Here is a 19,370-nt window from a genome sequence, read left to right on the forward strand (position 1 = left end):
GTGGCCGCGGCCCTGATGGCGAACACCCTGTACAGCCTCGGTTTCGTCCTGGAGAAACGGGCGCTCACCTCGCTCCCCGAGGTGACGATCCGCAACCCCGTACGGCTGATCGGACTGGTGCTGGGCAGCCCCCTGTGGATCGGTGGTTCCCTCGCCCTCGCCTCCGGTTTCGGCGCACAGCTCGTCGTGTACCGGACGCTGCCGATCGCCGCCGCCCAGGGCATCTTCGTCTCCGGTCTGGTACTCCTCGTCCTGCTCTCCGCCCGGCTGCTGGGCGAGGAGACGACCGGACGGGAACGGTACGCGCTCGGCGCGATCCTCGCCGCGCTGCTGATGGTCGTGCTCTCCCTCAAGGAGGGCTCGGACACGGTCAGCCGCAGCGCCCCGTACCAGCTGATCCTGCTGGTGTGCGTGCCGTCGCTGGCGGGTGGGGTGTGGCTCTACGGGGCCGCCGAGCGCAGGACCAAGCACCGCCACCGGGCGCCGACCACAGGCGTGGAGTACGGGGTGGCCGTCGGCCTGCTGTACGGGGTCAGCTCGCTCGCCATCAAGGGCGTGTCGAGCTACCTGACCTCGAGCGGGCTGGGTGGTGCGGTGGTCGACCTGCTCAAGTCCCCGTACCCGTATCTCCTCCTCTTCACCGGCGCGTTCGGACTGGTGATGTCGCAGGCCGCGCTGCAGCGCTGCCGGGCCTCGCTGATCGTGCCGGTGTGCACGACGGTGACCTGCCTCTACACGGCCGTACTCGGCACCCTCTCCTTCGGCGAGGCGCTCCCGCACGACCCGCTGCGGCTCTCCCTGCGGCTGGCGGGCACGGTCCTCGCCGTCTCCGTCCTGCTGGCCATGCCCAAGCACGACCGGCACGCACCCCAAGATCCTCCCCAACCCCCCGTCGCCACCAAGGAGTTGACCCCTCCATGAACCCCGACGACCCGCTGCTGCGGATCCTGGCGTGCCCGCTCGACAAGGGGCCGCTGCACCTCGTCAGGCCGGACGGCCCGACCGTCCCGGAGTCCCTGTACAACCCGCGCCTGCACCGCCGTTACCCGATCGTCGACGGCATCCCGCAGCTGCTGCCGTCGTCCGGGGAACAGGTGACGGACGACGAGCACGAGGCCTTGCTCAAGCGGATGGCCCAGTGACCGTGACCCCGCCCCGCACCCTGGCCGCCCGGCTGGCCCCGCTCCTCCCCCTCCGCTTGGTGGCCGCCGCCGCCCGGGCGGTCTACCCCCGCTTCGAGCCCGAGCTGGCCCGGCTGGCGGACCTGTGCCCGCCGGGCTGCGGCACCGCCGTGGACGTCGGCGGCTGGTACGGGCCATGGACCCGGCGCCTGGCTCCCCGCGCCCGCCAGGTGGTGACCGTCGAACCGGTCCCCCATCTGGCCCGCCTGCTCACCTCCACCGCCCCGCCGAACGTCCGTGTCGTCCAGGCCGCCGCCTCGGACCGGCCCGGCACCGCCCGTCTGTGGTTCCCACCGGACGACGCGGGCGACCGGGGCGTGTCCTCGCTGGTCCGCCGCGACATCCACGCCCGGGCCCTGCACGTCCCCTGCGTCACCCTCGACGAACTCGGCCTGCGGGACGTCGACTTCATCAAGATCGACGTGGACGGCAACGAGCTCGCGGTCCTGCGCGGTGCCACGGGCCTGCTGGCCCGGGACCGCCCGGCCCTCTTCGTGGAACTGGAGTCCCGGATCCAGCCGATCGCCCCCGTCGTCACCTATCTGTCCCTGCTCCGCTACGACGGCTGGGTGCTGCCCGGCTCGGCCTGGGTGCCGCTCGCGAAGTTCCCCTTGGAGGCCCACCAGACGAGCACCTCGCACGTTGTCGCCCAGGGCCTGCTGGGCCGTGTCCTGCCCTTCCGCAGGCACACCCGCTACGTCAACTCGGTCCTGTTCCTCCCGGACGGCCGCCGGCCCGGTGTCAGTGGCGTGAGCAACCATGGTGCCCATGCCCTCCGGAAAGCGCCCCGCTAGCCCGTTCACCCCCCTCGACTTCCAGCTGGTCCTGCTGCGCCGCATGGCCGACCACACCCCGGACCTGGTGGAGGACGCCCGCCGCGAGCTGGGCGTCTCGATCGCCGACATGAGGGAGGCCAACAAACGCTGGCAGGCGATGCTGCACTCGCCACGTTCCCGCGCCGCAGCCTCCCGCTACCGCTCGATCCTGGGCGCCCCCGAATCGACGACCACCCGAAAGATCGGCGACCTGGACTGCGAAGCCCTGCTCTGGCCCGTTCCGCTCTGGCCGGACCTGCGCTTCGAGGTCCTCCTCGCCCCGAACGGCGCCGTCTGGAACGAATGGCTGGTCCGCGCTCCCGGAGCCGAAGGACCGGTTCTGAAGACCCTCGACGACCTCACCCCCTGGTCCTGCACGGTCGACGAGGCCGCCCGCGCCTTCGCGCCCGCCCGGCCGCTGGAGGGCACGGCGCCCACGCGGTGGGGGCTGGCGTTCACGGCGCCGGACGGGGAAGGCGTACAGCGGCGGGTGGTCGCCGAGTTCACTTGGGGGCTGTTGCAACGGACGGCGATCGACGAATGACCAGCGCCCCGAACGGACGGCGAATGGCCGGTCAGGGCTTGCGTTGCCGTCCCCGCAACGGGGGCCGAGGCCGGGTGGGGCGTATGGGCCCCACCCACCCGTCTTGCCTTACGGGGAAGTCGGGCGGGCGCGTAACCCGAAAGCGACGGCAAGGTTAGGCGAAAGACCATCCGCTCCACCGCTCGACCCGAATGGCGACTGCGGGGCCCTTGGGAGGGGACTCCTTGTACTGCTCGTACTTGCCGCATAGCAACTCCACCGCGCGGCGCGGCTCCTGCCCGTCCTCCAGCACTTCGCCACGGCCGTCGGCGCGAGCCCACCACAGCATCGACCAGTCCTTGTCGTAGTGGTCCACGAGCACGGTCACCGACGGGTTCTCCCGAATGTTGCGCAACCTCCGCAGATCCCACGTGCTCTTGGGCTTGTGGTCGACCGCGAAATAGAGGACGTCGCTCAGGACGACGAAAGTGATGGGGACCGCGTGGGGCACCCCGTGGGCGTCGGCTGTCGCCAGCCTGGCGACGGGGGATGCGGCAAAGCGTTCCCGGGCGACGAGCGGCGAGAGCTTCATGTGCCCCACCGTAGCGAGGCTCTGACAGCGGAGGAGCCTGCCGTCCGGCCGAGGGCGGTGATCTGCGCGCCGCTGTGAGCGTCTGCGGCTGCCGACCTGCTGGCCGCGGACGTGGTGGATCAACCGGGCTGGGTTACCGGAAGGCTTTAGCCGCCTTGCAAAGGATCCGTTGCAAAGAATACGTTGCAACAGATCCTTTGCAAGGCTACCTTTGTACGCATGAACGAGCCCCAGGACCCACAGGTCCGCAGTCTCGACGCCCGCTCCCTGCGCGGGCTCGCACACCCCCTGCGCATGCAGCTGCTGGACGCCCTGCGCTTCGGCGGTCCGGCCACCGCGTCCCAACTCGCCGAAAAACTCGGCGAGTCAAGCGGCGCCACCAGCTACCACCTGCGGCAGCTCGCGGCCCACGGCTTCATTGAGGACGCCCCCGAGCGCGGCAAAGGACGGGAGCGGTGGTGGAGGGCGGTCCACAAGGGGCTGCGCTTCGACGACGCGCTGCTCACGGATACCAACCCGGACGTTCGCGGGGCCGCCGACCTGTACCTCCACGAGGTCGCCACCGCTCAGACCAGAGACCTGTCGACCTGGCTCGGCAACCGCCAGGCATGGCCGCAGGAGTGGAACCGCACCTGGGACATGAGCAGCGCGACACTGCGGCTGACGCCCGAACTCACCCGGGAACTCGTCGAGAAGATGCACGCGCTCGTCGACACCTACCGCGATCGGGCCGCAGACGAGGACGACGCCGACACCGCCCAGGTACGCATCCACACGCACGCGTTCCCCCTCACCACGGAATGAAAGGCAGCAGCCCGATGCACCCCCAGACCCACCTGGTCCTGCACCACGCCCGCGCCGCCGAACTCCGTGCCGAAGCCGACGCATACCGCCTCTCCGCCGCAGCCCGCCACCGCCGCGACCTCCGCACCCGCCTGGGCTGGACCCTCGTGGAGGTCGGCCTGCGGCTGGCGGCCGCGCCCAAGACGGCAGCCGCTCTTCCCTAGGGAATCGCCATGGGACGAGGAGGAGTTACTGGTGTTCCGATGGGCCTTGCCGTCGGGAGAGGGCCAGCCTGCGTCGCTCTCGGTCGATCCCGGTGACGACGACCGTGACCTCGTCGCCGACCTGGACGACTTCCGCCGGATTTTGCACGGGCATCCGGGTGAGCTCTCGCAGGTGGACCAGTCCCTCGATTCCGTCGGCGACCTGAACGAAGACGCCGAACGGGACTAGCTTGGTGACCTGTCCGTGCAGTTTCTGCCGCACCGCGGTGCCGTCGGCGAATGCTTCGAAGGGGTCCGGCTGCGTCGCTCGCAAGGACAGTCTGGCCTCCAGGTTCCATGTGTCGAACTGGAGGAACTCGCATGAGACCCGCTGTCCGACCTGCACGACATCAGAGTTCCGGGTTCTCAGACGGTCCGCTAATCATCCTCCCAGCCTTTCACGAGGAGCTGCGCATTGGGCGGGAGGTGTGGTCACGCTGCGGTCTTGAAGGGACGTCCGGGTGATCCGCATTGGCCGCGAGGCGTTACGCGGCCTGTTCGCCCGTCACGGTGTCCCCTTCCAGCGCATCAAGAAGTGGCTCGGGCTGGGCACCACCGGGTGAAAGGCCGGCCGAGTTCGGTCGAGCGGGTGGTGGCCGTAGCGATGACGAAGTCCTCGTCATCGGAACTGAGTTGGCGGGGAGACCGCGTAGGTTGGCCGGCGGAGCATTGGCGGGTCAGCGCCGGGCCAGCGTGCGGGTGAGTCCGGCAGCGATGGTCGTGGCGAGGATCCAGCCGGCGGCGATGAGCACTGCGGCCAGCCACTGCTGCCAGCCGTGCGGGTTGAAGGCCTGCTGCTGGCCGAAGCCCACCACGGGCAACAGCAGGTCCAGCGTGTACAAGAGTGGGTTGAACGGCGGTGCTTCGACCGGCTTCACCGCGAGCGGATGGTGTACGGCAAACGCCCACGTCCCAGTGAGTAGCAACAAGAGCAGCCATCCTGCGGCCCGCAGAGGCCGGTATCCGTAGCCGACCGTCCAGTCCTGCAGCAGACCCCACCAGCGCAAGGCGGCCGGCTGTATCGCCTGTCGCCTGCGGTACTTGGCCAGGAGCACATCTCGCGCCGCATCATCGAGGCCTTGCCGGATGTAGGCGGCGGCGAGCTGCTCGTAGGGTTGGGGCAGGTAACCGGCGCGCTCTCTGGCCAGCCAGGCCAGCCGCTCCCCCACCGGGTGAGTGACCTTCAGATGGTCGTAGGTGAGGCCGTCCAGGAGGAGGACCTGGGGCCAGCGCGCCGGGAGGTCCGCGAGGACGCCAATGCGTGCATGCCGGAGATCGACCAGGCCGTGGAGCTGCGTGCTGTGATTGGTCCTGAGTGAACCTGCGGTGATCCTGTTCAGCGTGAGCGCTCCGTCGATGGTTGTTCCCTCAAGACACAGGTCGCTGTGGATGCGGCTGTTGGTCAGGGATATGTGGCCATCGGAGAGGAACCCGTTGCAGCAGTCGAGCGTGCCGCCGACGGAGAGCCCCCAGGCCGTGAGGGTGTTGCCCGATGGGTTCGTCAGGCGAGCGTCCGGGAGTTCCACACTGGCGCCCACGCGCGCATCGGTGAGCACAATCTGCCCGGTGGAGACCAGCCCTTCCCCGCCAATGCGCCCGAGCACGTGCAGCCGTCGCGCCGAAAGGGTCTCACCATGTGGGTGGTACAACTGTGCGCCGGCGAGAACGACGGATCCGTCCACGTGCGTCTCCTCCAGCATCAGCTGCCCGGTCGCAGTGAAACCGGAGCCGGCAGCAAGGTCGCCACTGATGCGGGCGAGGGAGGCATCCAGAGCGCGCTCGCCGGCACCGTCAAGGGTTGCGCCCTGCAGCAAAAGCGGGCCCTGCACACTGGCCCCCGTCAAAACGACCGAGCCCTCAGCCGTGAATCCCGCGTCCAGGGCGAGAGGACCATCCACGTGCAGGCGTTCGGCGTTGAATGCAGTGCCGCTCCCGTTGCGAAGCCTCGCGCCCGACAGCCTGCAGCAGCGGGATATTTTCGCGTCTTGCAACCGAAGTTCGCCCTCGGAGACCAGCGGGCGTCCACGCGCTGGAAGGGACGCCCCACCGAAGAGTCCTCCCTCCACGACGAGCCCGTCGCCGTTGAGGGTCGCACCCGCGCGGTGGGTGATGCTGGCGCCTTCCAGGACCAGGGTTCCGCCGACTCGCGCGCTCCACAGCAGTACCTCTCCATCGATGGTTGCATCGCGGCACAGCAGATCACGCTCCACGACGAGGCTGTCGCCATGCAGAGCGGGAGCACCGCCAGTACTCAGGCCAGTCAGGTCCACCGTCCCGACCACGTGGGCGCGGGTGAGCCGGACCGGCCGGCTGCTGCGGCAGCCCGTGAGCCGTAGAAACCCGTCCACGCGCGCGTCTTGCAGGAGCAGCCCTGGAAACGCTGAACCACTGAGATCGATGAGTCCGGTGGACGCGGCTTCCAGTACCGGCTGCTGGTCAAACGTGCAGTCCTGGGCGACCAAGGCATACTGGAGGTCGCAGCCCGACAAGTCCAGAACTCCCGTGACAGTCGCGCCGCGCAGCCGAAGCGCAGGCACGCACCCCGGCCTTGACTCACACTCACCTAGCAAGAGACGAACAAGGACTTCCGCCCGGACGACTGCACTGGAGACAGGCGGGGGGTCCGCGACGTGATGACGCAGATCGACCTGTCGTCCGGCAGGGAACGCATCCCACACCGATTGCTCTACCTCGGACAGCCCGGTTCCGGACACTCCACCCCCCGCGCCGTCGTCTCCACAGAGTTCCCTCTGGAGATCCTCGGCAGGAATGTGCAGTTCCAACCCAGGCGGCTGTTCCCCGGCTGTCGGAGCTTACGCCGACAGCCGGGGAACGGTTACCGGATCGGTTACTGCTGTCCTTGTCTCAGCGGGCTCTCAGCGGATCTAGCAGCCGACCTCCGCAAGGATCGCCCCCACCACGGCGGATACCGACCCGGGATGCAGATCGAGGAACAGATTCGGCTCGACCAGCTCCAGCTCCATCAGCCGCGGTTCCCCGTCCTCCCCGTCGACGAGGTCCACGCGCGCGTACAGCAACTCCGGAGCATCCGGTACGGCGGCCAACGCCCGCTCCGCGACGGCCAGTTCGGCCGGACTCGGGGCCCATGGCACCAGGTCCGGGTGGGCCACCTTGTCGTCGTCGTAAGCCGTGCCCGGCGCCAGTACGGCGCCCTTGCGGCTGGCGTGCAGGAAGCGGCCGCCGAAGAACTGCAGGGCCCGCTCGCCGCTGACGTCGATGCCGGACAGATAGGGCTGGACCATCGCGGTCAGCCCCTCCTCGTGCATGCGCGCCAGGTGCCGTACCGCCGTGTCGTGGTCGTCCGGCGTGTAACGGGCGGCGTACCGGGCGCCCGCGCCCGAGGTCGGCTTGATGACGTACTCGTGGTCGTCCTGGAGGCCGGGGGCGTCGCCGGGTGCGAGGTACCGGGTGGGGACGACGGGGACTCCCGCCTCCGCCAGGTCCCCGAGGTACCGCTTGTCGGTGTTCCAGCGCACGACCTCCGCCGGGTTGGCCAGCCGGGTGACCTGGGCGCACTTCTCGGCCCACGCCACGAATTCCTCCGCCCGCCAGCTGTAGTCCCAGGTCGACCGGATGACGACGAGGTCGAACCCGCTCCAGTCGGTGTCCGGGTCGTCCCACGGGACGGCGACGGCCTCGGCCCCGGCATCCCGCAGCGCCTGCACCAGTACGGGCAGGTCACGGTCCTTGCTCGGCTGCGCGCCGGGGTCGTAGGTGGCGAGTGCGACTCGGGGCACGGCGGACTCCAGTTCGTACGTCATACGGCGGTGGATCGCTTCGCAGGCTAACCAGGGCCTCCGCAACCGAAGCAACCGGATTGACCTTCCCCCACGGTGAAGCCCCAGCATCGGTGACAGGAACACGGGGAGGACTGACTGCCGGATGCGCAGCGACATGCTCACGATCGGTGCCTTCGCACGGGCCTGCCGGCTCTCGCCGAAGGCTCTTCGCCTCTACGACGAGCTGGAGCTGCTGCGCCCCGCCCGGGTCGACCCGCACACCGGCTACCGCTACTACGCCGCCCGGCAGCTGGAGCAGGCCCGGCTGGTGGCGTGGCTGCGGCGGCTGGGCATGCCGCTGGCCCGGATCCGGGAGGTGTGCGCCCTCGAACCGGCGGCCGCCGCCGGGGAGATCCGCGCGTACTGGGCGCGGGTGGAGGCCGAGACGGCGGTACGGCGGGATCTCGCCGCGTTCCTCGTGGATCACCTGACGGAACAGGAACAGCCGAGGAAGGACACCATCATGCTGGAGCTGCGGTACTTCGCCCACTCCGACCGCGGCCGGGTCCGGCCCGCCAACCAGGACACTGCCTATGCGGGCCCACGGCTGCTCGCCGTCGCCGACGGGTTCGGGCCTGCCGGTGCGCCCGCGAGCAGCGCGGCCGTCGAGGCGCTGAGGTTCCTGGACACGGAGGAGCTGTCGGCGGGCAGCGTGCTCAACCTCCTGGAGGACGCCGTGCAGGGCGCGACCGAGGCGGTCCGGGATGCCACGGACGGCACCGAGGACAACGGCACGACCCTCACCGCCCTGCTCTGGACGGGCTCCCGCCTCGCCCTCGTCCACATCGGCGACTCCCGCGCCTACCTGCTGCGCGACGGAGAACTCTTCCGTATCACCCACGACCACACGGTCGTCCAGTCGCTGATCGACGAGGGCCGCCTGACCGAGGAGGAGGCCACGGCCCACCCGCAGCGCACCCTCCTCCTCAAGGCCCTCGGCGCCGCCACCCCGGACCTGCGCCTTCACGACGCCGCCCCCGGCGACCGTTACCTGCTCTGCTCCGACGGTCTGCCGACCGTGCTCCCCGACGCCCGCATACGACAGCTCCTCGCCACCGAGACGCCGGACGCGGCCGTAAGGGCCCTGGTCGACGCGGCGAACGAGGCCGGGGGCCCGGACAACGTCAGCTGCGTGGTGGCGGACGTGGTGCGGGAGGCCTTTTGATCGTCAAGGGCGGGGCGGCTGGTGTAGGAACGGTGGTGTCGTTCTGCCCTCACGGATGGAGTGCATCGCGTGTCCTCTCTCTTTCCCGCCCTGGTGAGCCGGAGCGAGCAGGTGGCTCTGCGCTTCGGCGACCGGTCCCTGACGTACGCCGAGCTCGCCACCGCGACCGGTGCTCTCGCGGCCCGGCTCCCGCCCGGCGGACGGGTCGCGATCTGGGCGACGCCGGCGCTGGAGACCGCGGTGGCCGTGGTGGCGGCGCTGCGGGCCGGAGCGGCCGCCGTACCGCTCAACCCGAAGTCGGGCGAGAAGGAGCTCGGGCACATCCTGTCCGACAGTGCGCCCAGTGTGGTGCTCGCGGCTCCCGGCGACGAACTCCCCACCCCGGTGCGGGACTTGGAGCGTATCGACGTCGACGCGACCGGCACCGGAAGCACCGCCCTCGCCCTCCTGATCGACGACGAGGCCCCCGCCCTGATCGTCTACACCTCCGGCACCACCGGCCCGCCCAAGGGTGCCGTCCTGCCCCGCCGGGCGATCGCCACCACCCTGGACGCGCTCGCCGACGCCTGGCAGTGGACCGGTGACGACGTACTCGTGCACGGGCTGCCGCTGTTCCATGTGCACGGGCTGGTGCTGGGCATCCTGGGCCCGCTGAGGCGCGGCGGATCCGTGCGCCACCTGGGGCGGTTCACCACGGAGGGCGTGGCGCGCGAGCTGAACTCGGGCGCGACCATGTTGTTCGGCGTGCCCACCATGTACCACCGGATCGCTGGGGCGCTCTCCGAGGAACCGGAGTTGGCGAAGGCCCTCGGCCGGGCGCGGCTGCTGGTCTCCGGTTCCGCCGCGCTCCCGGTCCACGACCACGAGCGCATCGCGGCCGCCACCGGACGGCGGGTCATCGAGCGGTACGGCATGACGGAGACCCTCATGAACACCAGCGTGCGGGCGGACGGCGAGCCGCGCGCGGGCACGGTGGGCGTGCCGCTGCCGGGTGTCGAGCTGCGGCTCGTGGAGGAGGACGGGACGGCGATCACCTCGTACGACGGCGAGACCGTCGGCGAGATCCAGGTGCGCGGCCCGAACCTGTTCACCGAGTACCTGAACCGGCCCGACGCCACGGCCGCCGCGTTCACCGCCGACGGGTTCTTCCGGACGGGCGACATGGCCGTCCGCGAGGCCGACGGCTATGTGCGGATCGTCGGCCGCAAGGCCACCGACCTGATCAAGAGCGGGGGTTACAAGATCGGGGCCGGTGAGATCGAGAACGCGCTGCTGGAGCATGCGGGGGTGCGGGAGGCTGCGGTCACCGGGGAGCCGGATGCGGATCTGGGTGAGCGGATCGTGGCATGGGTGGTGCCGGTGGACCCCCAATCACCTCCCGCTGCCGAGGAGTTGGCGGACCATGTCGCGGGCCGCCTCGCCCCGCACAAGCGTCCGCGCGTGGTCCACTACCTGGAGAGCCTCCCCCGCAACGACATGGGGAAGATCATGAAGCGGGCGCTGCACCGTGCCTGAGCCCCGCCTCTCCGCCCGCGAGATCCTCGCGCTGGTCACCGACGCCTCGACCTTCACCGAACTCCCGTACCCGGCAAGGGACTCCCGCCCCGACGGCCCCCTCGCCTGGCGGGGCTACGACGCCTCGCGCGCCCGCGCGTCCGAACGCACCGGCGAGACGGAGTCGGTCGTGTGCGGCACCGCGAGCGTCGCGGGCACCCGGGCCGTACTGATCGCCTTCGAGTTCGGCTTCCTCGGCGGCTCGCTCGGCGAACGGACCGGCGACCGTCTGGAGGCCGCCTACGGCCACGCCCGTGCGCACCGCCTCCCGGTCGTCCCGCTGGTCGCCACGGGCGGCAGCCGTATGCAGGAGGGCATGCTCGCCCTCACCCAACTCCAGCGCGTGGCCCACCAGTCGGCCCTCACGCGGGAGGCCGGCCTCCCCCAGATCGCAGTCCTTCGGGACCCGACAACCGGCGGCGGCTGGGCCACCCTCGGCGCGGGCGCAGACGTGATCCTCGCCCTGCCCGGCGCCCAGGTCGGCTTCGCGGGCTCCCGCGTCCGCCCCCCGGACGCGGACCCATCGGCGTACACGGCGGAGGCGCAGGTGGCGGCGGGGTCGGTGGATGCGGTGGTGCCTGTCGGCGAGCTGCGGGAGACGCTGGGATTGTGGCTCCGCCTGCTTTCCGCGCCCCAAAGGGGCGCGGGGAAGGGCGCGACCAGCCACAACAACGCCGCACACGCCATACGACCCAAAGCTGCACGACCTTCAGCGGCCCCGCCCCCGTTCGCCCTCGCCGCTCAGGAGCTGCCCGAAACTGGCTGGGACGCAGTCCAGAGCGCTCGCTCACCCCAACGCCCCCGCGCAGAGGCGTACTTGACGGCATACTTCACGCACCGCGCAGCGATCCACGGCGACCGCTGCGGCGGCACAGACCCGGAAGGCATCCTCTGCGGCTTCGGCGACCACGCCGGACGCCCCGTCGCCTACGCCGCCCAGACCGGCACCCCCACCCGCCCAGCGGGCTACCGCACCGCCACCCGCCTGGTCCGCCTGGCCGACCGCCTCGGCATCCCGGTGCTGACCCTGGTCGACACCCCGGGCGCGGCCAACGACGCGGAGGCGGAGCGGCAGGGCGCGGGCGCCGCGATCGCGGAGCTGTTCGGCGCGGTGGCGGCCGCCCGCGTACCGGTCACCACGCTGGTGATCGGCGAGGGCGGCTCCGGCGGCGCACTGGCCCTGGCCGCGCCCGGCAACACCTGGGCCACGCCGGACAGTTACTTCTCGGTGATCGCTCCGGAGCTCGCCGCCGCAATCCTCAAGCGCCCGGCGGAGGAGGTCGAGGCCACGGCCGACCAGCTGCGCATCCGGCCGCAGGACCTGGTGGAGCTGGAGGTGATCCGGGGCATCGTCGGGCCGTGACCGGCAACCCGTCCCCGCAGAACCCGGGACATCGCCAAGCACCGTCGGCAACAATGAAGTTCGGCGAGGTCACACGGCACACGGGGGAGCGAGCGGCACCATGGACGGGTTGATGGAGTTCAGGACCGAGGACGGTGCCCGGGTCGTCGTGGAGGGCGTGGAGAGCGAGACCGGCGCCCGGCTCGTCTCCCGCGGTGGCAGTCCCGTCCAGGCCGCGCGGACCTTCGAGGCCGCCCTGGACGGGGTGCGGGCGGCGGCCGAGTCGGCGCTGAGGGTGTTCCGGGACGGCTCGCTGAGGCCCGACACCGTGGAGCTCGAGTTCGGGGTGAAGCTCAGCGCGGAGACGGGCGCGGTCATCGCGAAGGGCGCCGCGGAGGGGCATCTGGTGGTGAAGCTCAGCTGGTCACCGGAGCCGTCCCGGCCCGCTCCGGAACCGCCGCAGGCTGCTCCCGCGGACACCGGCCGGTCATGAGCACAGCTGCCTGGCATGCCCGTGTCGAGTGCGGGAGCGAGGTCGGCGCGGGCTTCCTCGTCTCCGCTGGGCGGGTGCTGACGTGCGCCCATGTGGTGCGGCAGAGCGGCGCGGCGGACGTGACGGTGTCGTTCCCGCAGCGCAAGGAGCTCGGTGCGCTGTCCGCCACGGTGGCGGTGCACGGCGGCTGGGAGGGCGCCGCGGCCGACCCGGGTGACCTGGCCGTACTGGAGCTGGAGCGCGAAGTGCCGCTGGCCCCCGCGGTGTTCGCCCCGCCGGGGACCGAGCACGGCGTTCCCTCGCCGCTGCTGGAGGCCTACGGCTTCCCGGTCGGGTACGACGAGGGCACGCTCGCCCAGTACCGTGCCGTGTCGAGCACGCTGATCGCCGGTGAGTGGGTGCAGCTGGAGGCCGCCACGGCTCACGGGCAGCCGCTGGCCGCCGGGTTCAGCGGGGCGGCGGTGACGCTGGGGGACGGCCGGGTGGTCGGCATGGTCTCGGCGATCGCGGGCGCGAGGGACGTACGGGTGGGCCGGATGCTGCCCACCCAGGTGATGGCCCGCTACTGGCCCGAGCTGGGCGAACTGGTCCCCACGCCCGTGCACCGGCCGGACGCCATGAAGCGGCTGTACACGCTGGTGCGGCGGGCGGTGGCCGAGGGCACGGACTGCGACCCGGACCGGCTGTACGTCGATGCCGTGGGCCCTTTCGGGCCGCCGCTGCCCGAGGGCGGGTTCGGCTCGCTGTGGGACGCGACCGGGTATGTGCAGTGGGAGGTGCCCGACCCCGAGGCGGCGACCCGGCTCGCCGACCGGCTCGCGGAACTGCTCGACGCACCGGAGGCCGTCGCCGCCGCGTCCGCGTGGTCCCCGATCGTCGTCGAGATCGACCGCAGCGGCGCGGGTGCCGACCAGGTCACCGTGGAGGTGTCCGCCTACCGGGGCGGACAGCGACGGCGGGTGGGCTCGCACCGGCTGCCGCGCACCGCCGTACGGGCCTACGTGCAGGAGCGCATCGACGAGGCGTTCACCCAGCTCGCCCCGGACGCGGACGAGCTGATCACGTTCGTGCTGCCGCGCGAGTGGCTCAACGAGCCGGTGGCGCACTGGGAGTGCGGTGCCGACGACTCCACTCCGCTGGGCTGCGCCTATCCCCTCGTCGTGGTGGACCGGGCCCGGTACCGCAGTGGTGGCCTGCGCCACCGGCTGGCGAAGAAGTGGCAGAAGCTGGACGCCTGTCCGGGGGCGCGGCTGCACCGCGTCGAGTGCGGCACCCCGGAGCATCCGCCGAGCCTGCGCAAGCGGCTGCGGGACGACGACGCCGAGCTGGCCGGCTTCGGCTTCCCGCCCGCCACCGCACGGCACCACTTCGAGATCGGCCTCAACACGCCCGTCCCGGTGCTGCTGTGGCCGCGGACGGGCTGCGCCGACTCCCGGCACGAGGCCCCGTGCACCGGTGCCGCGTTCCTCGACGAGCTCGGCGCCTTTGTCACCGGCATCCCGCCCGCAGAACTCCCCTCCCACATAAGGGAGTTGCGCGAGACCGCAGAAGCGGACGAAGCCCCGGAGCGGCACTGGGCGAGGGACGTACAGCTCCTCTGGGACGATCCGCGCTGCTTCCCCGAGCCCGCCGCCAGCCTCCACTCCCCCGTCGCCTGAGCCGCCCGCCGCACCTCACGGAGAGAAGCCCCATGCCCCTGTGGCCCGTCTACACCGGCACCAACGAGCCGCACGACGGCATCACCGAGCTGCCGCCGCCCCCGCCCTGGCGGGCCTTCGACGGCGGACCGGTCCTCGGCCTGCCGGACGCGGACGAGGACGCAGCGGCCACCTCCCCGGACCGCACGCATCGCGCCGAGACGTACCGGGCCACGGAGCAGACCGTCCAACTGGTCAACGCGGCTCTGTATCTGCGCCGCCCGCTGCTGGTCACCGGACCGCCCGGCACGGGCAAGTCCTCGCTGGTCTACGCGGTCGCCCGCGAGCTGCGCCTGGGCCCGGTGCTGCGCTGGAACATCACCAGCCGCAGCACCCTGCACGACGCCCTCTACCAGTACGACCCGCTCTCCCGCCTGTACGCGGCCCGAAACAGCACGACCCAGGAGACGGGCATCGAGGACCATCTGCGCCTGGGCCCCCTGGGCACCGCGCTCCTCCCCTACGCCCGCCCCCGCGCCCTGCTCATCGACGAGATCGACAAGAGTGACCTCGACCTGCCGAACGACCTGCTGAACGTGCTGGAGGAGGGCCAGTACGAGATCCCGGAGCTGGTCCGCGCCGCCCGCCGCACCCCCGAGGCGGAGGTGATGGTCGACGGCACCGACGAGCGGGTGACCGTCCGGCGCGGCCGGGTCCGCTGCAAGGCGTTCCCCTTCGTCGTGCTCACCAGCAACGGCGAACGCGAGTTCCCGCCCGCCTTCCTGCGCCGCTGTGTCACCCTGCGTCTGCGCCAGCCCGACGACAGCCGGCTCGCCGACATCGTCCGAGCCCACTTCCACGAGGAGCCCGACGCGGACGCGCAGCGGCTGATCGACCGGTTCCTGTCCCGGGTGGGCGGCGGCGACCTGGCCACCGACCAGCTCCTGAACGCGATCTACCTGGCCCGCTCCTCCGACCTGCCCGCCGAGAACCTCGACGAACTGGCGGAGCAGCTCATGCCCTACCTCGGCGAGACCTCGCAGAGCGATGCCTTCTGAACCCTCCGGCACCCCGGAACCCCTCGCCCGCCTGGCCGACGTACTGGCCCAGGCCGCCGACGGCACCCGCCCGACGCCGCTCGAACTCGCCGAACTCCTCTGGCTGGCCGGCCACATGGAGCCCGCGGGCGAGGCTGCCGCGCCCGCGGCGCCGGAACCTCCCGCCCCGGACGCCCGCCCCACGCGGACCGCCGAGCCCCCGCCCCCACCGCTCCCGCCTCGGCGCGACCCGATCCCCACCCCGCCGTCGCGGCCCCACCGCGTCCCCCTGCACCTGCCCGGCCCCGGACCGGCGACGAAGCCACACGCCACCCTGCTGGCCCCCGCACCCCCGATGCTGCGTCACCCCCTGGCCCTGCAGCGCTCCCTGCGCCCGCTCAAACGCCGTATCGACGCCCCCGTACGCCTCGAACTGGACGAGCAGGCCACCGCCGACCGCATCGCCCGCCTGGGCGCGGCCCCCGAGTGGTGGCTGCCGGTCATGCGCCCCGCCCAGGAGCGCTGGCTGCGCCTGAACCTGGTCTACGACGACGGACCCACGATGCCGGTCTGGCGCCCCCTGATCCACGAACTGCACACCGCACTGGCCCAGTCGGGCATCTTCCGCACGGTCGCCCTCCACCGCGCCGCCCCCGACGGCACGATCCGCCACCACGCCTCCCACACCCCCCGCGACGGCCGCACGGTCACCCTCCTGGTCAGCGACTGCATGGGCCCGCAATGGAGGGAGGGCCCCGCGGGCAGCCGCTGGTACGGCATGCTGCGCCGCTGGGCCTGGCGGATGCCGCTGGCCGTCGTACAGCCCCTGCCCGAGCACCTCTGGCAGGACACCGCCCTGCCGACGGCACCCGGACGGCTGTCCGCCCCGCACCCGGCGGCCCCCACCGCCGCGCTCACCTTCACGCCGTACGACCCGACGGACCATCACGAGGGGGACGGCGCCATCGCCCTTCCCGTGCTGGAACCGGGCCCGCAGTGGCTGGCGAACTGGGCGGCACTGGTCGCGACACCGGGAGGCACGGAGCACCCCGCCTCGGCCGCCCTCCTCAGCCGCCCCCTCCCGGCCGACGACGACGACCGCACGGACGTCGCCCGCCTCTCCGCCGAGGACCTGGTCCTCCGGTTCCGGGCGACGGCCTCCGCGGAGGCCTTCCGGCTGGCCGGTCACCTCGCCCTCGGCCGCCCCGACCTGCCGGTCATGCGACTGGTGCACGCGGCCCTCGAACCCCGGCCGCGGCCCCAGCACCTCGCCGAAGTGATCCTGAGCGGCATGCTCACGACGGTCCCGGGCCCACCCGGTTCGTACGCCTTCCGGCCCGGGGTGCGGGATCTGCTGCTGCGCGGCCTGCCCCGGACGGCGCGGGGCCGGACGGCCGAACTGCTCGCCCGGGTGGGCGGGTTGATCGACGAGCGGGCCGGGGCGGCACCCGGGGAGTTCCGGGCCACGGCACCCGCGGCCGGCGGAACGCCGACGGCGGTGGACGGCGAGGCGTTCGCGACGGTGCGTCCGGAGAGTGCGCGGCAGCTGGGTGGGGAGGGCGGGGTGCCACCGTCGGTCCCGGAAGGTCTCGGCAGCCGCTACCGGCTGATCCAGCGGCTCAAGCCGACCAGGTCCCTGTGGAAGGCGCAGGACACCGAGGAGAACCGCACCGTCGTGCTGCGCCTGCACGAGCCGGTGGCGGATCAGGCCTGGCGCGAGGCCTTCCTGCGGGACGCGGCACGACTGCGGGACCTGGACCACCGCAACGTCGTCACCGTCCACGACTTCGGTATCGACGACGACGTCCCCTACGTCGTCATGGAGCTCTTGGACGGCCTCCCGCTGAACAGCCTTGCCGCGCCCTTCGGTTACCGTCTGCCGGCGCCGCTGACGGTGTCGGTCGGCAGTCAGCTGGCCGACGCCCTCTCGGCCGTCCACGCCGCGGGCCTGACGCACGGCGGCCTCCACATGTCCCGGGTGGTGCTCCTCGCGGACGGAACGGTGAAAATCAGCCTCTTCGAGCCGGGCCGGGCCTCGGGCCCGCCGGGGCGCGCGGAGGACCTGCGAGCACTGTGCGAGCTCATGCTGCAACTGGCCTCGGGCACGTCACGGCTGACGACACCCATCGAGTCCGACTGGCTGGGAAATCTGCCGTTCGAAGTGCGGGGGACGTACGCACGGGCCTTCAACATGCTGATGTCGCGCTCCCTGTGGACCCAGCAGCAGGGCATGAAGTTGCTCATGGAACCGGAGCTGCGGCCGAGCGCCCTGGCGGCGTACGACCAGCGCTTCTACTACGTCCTGGGTCCGCTGGGCGTCGCACTCCCGCACTCGGCTCCCGAGTTGGAGCCGGACGAGCGGGCCATGCTCGCCATGCTGCTCCTCAAGACCGGCCACACGGTGCCCTACGACGACCTCAGGGCAGGCATCTGGAACCGGGGCGAGGAGCCGAGAGACGCCATGGCCGAGCTCGGCCGGCTCGCGTCCCGGCTGCGGACGGTGCTGGGCCCCGGCGTCCTGGCGACCCGCCCCGACGGTTACGCCGTGCACACCAGCGCGGACCACGTGGACCTGGTCCACTGCGACGAGCTGGTGTGGCGGGCCGAGGCGCTGCGCACCGGGGACGCCCTCACCGAGGCGTACGAGGTGATCACCGAGGCGCTGAGCCTGTGGCGCAGCGGCGATCCGCTGGCGGACGTGCCCGGTCCCGCCGCCAGGAGCGCCCGCACCCGGCTACTTCAACTCCGCCTCGGCCTGTACCGCACCCGTGCCGAACTCGACCTGGACCTGGGCGAGTTCGAGACGGCCGCGACCAGTCTCGACAGGCTGGTCCGCGAGTACCCGTCCCGCGAGGACTTCCGCCGTCTGTACCTGATCGCCCTGAAGCGCCAGGGCCGGATCGCCGAGGCTCTGGAGGCCTACGAGGAGTACCGGCTCTCCGGCGGCACGAATCCGGAACTGCGCCTGCTGGGGCGGGAACTGCGCGAGGAGTTCGGCGAGACCCTCGAAGACGCGGAGGAACCGGAGTACGAGCCGGGCCCGGACCAGAACACCAGCTTCGGCCTGTTCGCTCCGGACGAGACACCGGAGGGGAGCTTCCGTCCGGAGGAGCTGTCTTCGCTGCTGTACCCGGACGAGGAGCCCGCCGAGGCCCCGCCCGGGTATGCGGCCGTCGCTTTCTACGACCTCGCCGACGGCCCCGAGGACCAGGACTCCCTCCCGGCACTGGGCCGCTGCGTGCTGCGGCTGATCACGGCGAGCGGGCTGGAGGAGACGTACTACGAGTTGCACAGGCGGGACAGGGGCTACGGGGTGTCCCTGGACTCCGGCGCCGTGAGACCCCTTCTCAGCGCCACCTTGCGTCAGTTGCGGGCCAGGCTCGTGGAACTGCCCGGCGCCCGCATGGCCATCAGCTTCCAGGCCGTCGACGACGAAGAGCCCGACTGGGCGGCGGCCCGGCAACTCCTGGACACATCCGGCGCGCCCGGCGTCATCAACGTGTCGCCCGCCCTACGTGCCGGGCTGGGCGAGACCGACAGCCCGACGGCCGACTGGTACGACCTCCCCCATCTGCCGAGTACGTCCGACGGCGGCACCCCTCCCGCGTCTCCCGCACTGGGCCCGTTTCCTCTGCCCACCGCACAGCCCCTCCCTGAGTCCCACGGCATGACGAGGAGCGTCGTCTACGCCCGCCCCGGCGGCGAGGTCAGCCTCACCCGCACGCCGGACGCCGAGAGCTACTACGAGGTCGACCTCACCGTCCAGCACGACGCCATCGAGCTTGGCCTGCCGAGCAGCGGAGTCGGCGACTTCGTCGCCTGGGCCGAATTGGCCTGGCACGTCGACGACCCGGTCGCGTTTGTCCACGGCGGGATGAACAACATTTCCGAACGCCTCCTCGCCCACTTCACGGAGGAAGCGCGCCGCGTCTCCGGCCGCTACCCGCTCACGCGCGCCGGGGCAGCCCGTCGCGCCGTACGCGAGGCACTGCGCCACTGGCCGGTGCCGGGTCTGTCGGTGGCGTGCTCGATTCAGCTGACGTCCTTGCGACGACGAGAGCGTCGAACGTAAACCGCAGAACCCCCATTCAGCAGCACCCCGACCGGCCCCCCAAAAAAAGCGCCGCCGGCCTCCTGCACCGCACGATGCCATTGGGACCCGCTGCCCGGCGGCCCCACGGTCTG

17 protein-coding genes and 1 pseudogene are annotated in these 19,370 nt (G+C 71.8%); 13 read left to right on the forward strand and 5 right to left on the reverse strand.

Annotated features, from left to right (window positions below; genetic code table 11):
* From ACWDAG_RS07140 to ACWDAG_RS07155, 4 genes are read left to right on the forward strand one after another with little or no spacing between them, the layout of a single operon-like run.
* Window positions 1-921, forward strand: coding sequence for a hypothetical protein (locus ACWDAG_RS07140; protein WP_450694800.1), 921 nt, complete (start codon window positions 1-3; stop codon window positions 919-921).
* Window positions 918-1,142, forward strand: coding sequence for a Trm112 family protein (locus ACWDAG_RS07145; protein ID WP_450694582.1), 225 nt, complete (start codon window positions 918-920; stop codon window positions 1,140-1,142). Before ACWDAG_RS07140 ends, ACWDAG_RS07145 begins: the two co-directional genes overlap by 4 nt.
* Window positions 1,143-1,144: 2 nt before the next feature.
* A complete protein-coding gene (locus tag ACWDAG_RS07150; RefSeq protein WP_450694801.1) occupies window positions 1,145-1,975 on the forward strand; it encodes an FkbM family methyltransferase in 831 nt (276 codons plus the stop codon).
* The gene (locus ACWDAG_RS07155) at window positions 1,941-2,540 is read left to right on the forward strand and encodes a hypothetical protein (protein WP_450694583.1); all 600 of its coding nucleotides are present in this window, start codon (window positions 1,941-1,943) and stop codon (window positions 2,538-2,540) included. The genes ACWDAG_RS07150 and ACWDAG_RS07155 overlap by 35 nt, the downstream gene beginning before the upstream one ends.
* 154 nt (window positions 2,541-2,694) lie before the next feature.
* Here ACWDAG_RS07155 and ACWDAG_RS07160 read toward each other — a convergent pair whose 3' ends face one another.
* Window positions 2,695-3,111 (reverse strand): TIGR03668 family PPOX class F420-dependent oxidoreductase, encoded by a 417-nt coding sequence (locus tag ACWDAG_RS07160; protein WP_450694584.1) that lies wholly within the window; start codon window positions 3,109-3,111, stop codon window positions 2,695-2,697.
* Between the two features lie 219 nt (window positions 3,112-3,330).
* Between ACWDAG_RS07160 and ACWDAG_RS07165 the strand changes: the two genes are divergently transcribed.
* Complete coding sequence (locus ACWDAG_RS07165) at window positions 3,331-3,915, forward strand: ArsR/SmtB family transcription factor (protein ID WP_450694585.1); 585 nt, start codon at window positions 3,331-3,333, stop codon at window positions 3,913-3,915.
* A 14-nt stretch (window positions 3,916-3,929) separates the two neighbouring features.
* Window positions 3,930-4,118 (forward strand): hypothetical protein, encoded by a 189-nt coding sequence (locus ACWDAG_RS07170; protein ID WP_450694586.1) that lies wholly within the window; start codon window positions 3,930-3,932, stop codon window positions 4,116-4,118.
* Between the two features lie 25 nt (window positions 4,119-4,143).
* Here the strand turns inward: ACWDAG_RS07170 and ACWDAG_RS07175 are convergent, their stop codons facing one another.
* The 4 genes and pseudogenes from ACWDAG_RS07175 to ACWDAG_RS07190 all read right to left on the reverse strand — a co-directional run bounded on the left by ACWDAG_RS07175 (window position 4,144) and on the right by ACWDAG_RS07190 (window position 7,915).
* The gene (locus ACWDAG_RS07175; protein ID WP_450694587.1) at window positions 4,144-4,503 is read right to left on the reverse strand and encodes a S1 RNA-binding domain-containing protein; all 360 of its coding nucleotides are present in this window, start codon (window positions 4,501-4,503) and stop codon (window positions 4,144-4,146) included.
* Window positions 4,504-4,709: 206 nt separating this feature from the next.
* A pseudogene (locus ACWDAG_RS07180) lies at window positions 4,710-4,799 on the reverse strand (transposase); the annotation flags it as partial.
* A 35-nt stretch (window positions 4,800-4,834) separates the two neighbouring features.
* Window positions 4,835-6,646, reverse strand: coding sequence for a hypothetical protein (locus ACWDAG_RS07185; protein ID WP_450694588.1), 1,812 nt, complete (start codon window positions 6,644-6,646; stop codon window positions 4,835-4,837).
* Between the two features lie 396 nt (window positions 6,647-7,042).
* Window positions 7,043-7,915 carry an ATP-grasp domain-containing protein gene (locus tag ACWDAG_RS07190; protein WP_450694802.1) on the reverse strand — a complete coding sequence of 291 codons (873 nt, stop codon included), beginning with the start codon at window positions 7,913-7,915 and terminating at the stop codon, window positions 7,043-7,045.
* Between the two features lie 145 nt (window positions 7,916-8,060).
* Here ACWDAG_RS07190 and ACWDAG_RS07195 point away from each other — a divergent pair, with 145 nt between their 5' ends.
* From ACWDAG_RS07195 to ACWDAG_RS07225, 7 genes are all read left to right on the forward strand, one after another.
* Window positions 8,061-9,122, forward strand: coding sequence for a MerR family transcriptional regulator (locus ACWDAG_RS07195; protein WP_450694589.1), 1,062 nt, complete (start codon window positions 8,061-8,063; stop codon window positions 9,120-9,122).
* 69 nt (window positions 9,123-9,191) lie between these two features.
* The gene (locus ACWDAG_RS07200) at window positions 9,192-10,637 is read left to right on the forward strand and encodes an acyl-CoA synthetase (protein WP_450694590.1); all 1,446 of its coding nucleotides are present in this window, start codon (window positions 9,192-9,194) and stop codon (window positions 10,635-10,637) included.
* On the forward strand, window positions 10,630-12,039 hold the full coding sequence (locus ACWDAG_RS07205; RefSeq protein WP_450694591.1) for a carboxyl transferase domain-containing protein: 1,410 nt from the start codon (window positions 10,630-10,632) through the stop codon (window positions 12,037-12,039). Before ACWDAG_RS07200 ends, ACWDAG_RS07205 begins: the two co-directional genes overlap by 8 nt.
* A 100-nt stretch (window positions 12,040-12,139) precedes the next feature.
* A complete protein-coding gene (locus tag ACWDAG_RS07210) occupies window positions 12,140-12,511 on the forward strand; it encodes a CU044_2847 family protein (RefSeq protein WP_450694592.1) in 372 nt (123 codons plus the stop codon).
* On the forward strand, window positions 12,508-14,169 hold the full coding sequence (locus tag ACWDAG_RS07215; RefSeq protein ID WP_450694593.1) for a VMAP-C domain-containing protein: 1,662 nt from the start codon (window positions 12,508-12,510) through the stop codon (window positions 14,167-14,169). The genes ACWDAG_RS07210 and ACWDAG_RS07215 overlap by 4 nt, the downstream gene beginning before the upstream one ends.
* Before the next feature lie 32 nt (window positions 14,170-14,201).
* Entirely contained in the window at window positions 14,202-15,206 is a 1,005-nt protein-coding gene (locus ACWDAG_RS07220) for an AAA family ATPase (RefSeq protein WP_450694594.1), read from the forward strand.
* On the forward strand, window positions 15,196-19,257 hold the full coding sequence (locus ACWDAG_RS07225; RefSeq protein WP_450694595.1) for an SAV_2336 N-terminal domain-related protein: 4,062 nt from the start codon (window positions 15,196-15,198) through the stop codon (window positions 19,255-19,257). The genes ACWDAG_RS07220 and ACWDAG_RS07225 overlap by 11 nt, the downstream gene beginning before the upstream one ends.
* Window positions 19,258-19,370 lie beyond the last annotated feature (113 nt).

The sequence above is a fragment of the Streptomyces sp. NPDC001157 genome (genome assembly GCF_053598255.1).

Bases quoted from the DNA above. Each gene is read 5' to 3' on its own strand.
- ACWDAG_RS07145 (WP_450694582.1), top strand. From the start codon at position 918: ATGAACCCCGACGACCCGCTGCTGCGGATCCTGGCGTGCCCGCTCGAC.
- ACWDAG_RS07155 (WP_450694583.1), top strand. From the start codon at position 1,941: ATGGTGCCCATGCCCTCCGGAAAGCGCCCCGCTAGCCCGTTCACCCCC.
- ACWDAG_RS07160 (WP_450694584.1), bottom strand. From the start codon at position 3,111: ATGAAGCTCTCGCCGCTCGTCGCCCGGGAACGCTTTGCCGCATCCCCC.
- ACWDAG_RS07165 (WP_450694585.1), top strand. From the start codon at position 3,331: ATGAACGAGCCCCAGGACCCACAGGTCCGCAGTCTCGACGCCCGCTCC.
- ACWDAG_RS07170 (WP_450694586.1), top strand. From the start codon at position 3,930: ATGCACCCCCAGACCCACCTGGTCCTGCACCACGCCCGCGCCGCCGAA.
- ACWDAG_RS07195 (WP_450694589.1), top strand. From the start codon at position 8,061: ATGCGCAGCGACATGCTCACGATCGGTGCCTTCGCACGGGCCTGCCGG.
- ACWDAG_RS07210 (WP_450694592.1), top strand. From the start codon at position 12,140: ATGGACGGGTTGATGGAGTTCAGGACCGAGGACGGTGCCCGGGTCGTC.
- ACWDAG_RS07215 (WP_450694593.1), top strand. From the start codon at position 12,508: ATGAGCACAGCTGCCTGGCATGCCCGTGTCGAGTGCGGGAGCGAGGTC.
- ACWDAG_RS07220 (WP_450694594.1), top strand. From the start codon at position 14,202: ATGCCCCTGTGGCCCGTCTACACCGGCACCAACGAGCCGCACGACGGC.
- ACWDAG_RS07225 (WP_450694595.1), top strand. From the start codon at position 15,196: ATGCCTTCTGAACCCTCCGGCACCCCGGAACCCCTCGCCCGCCTGGCC.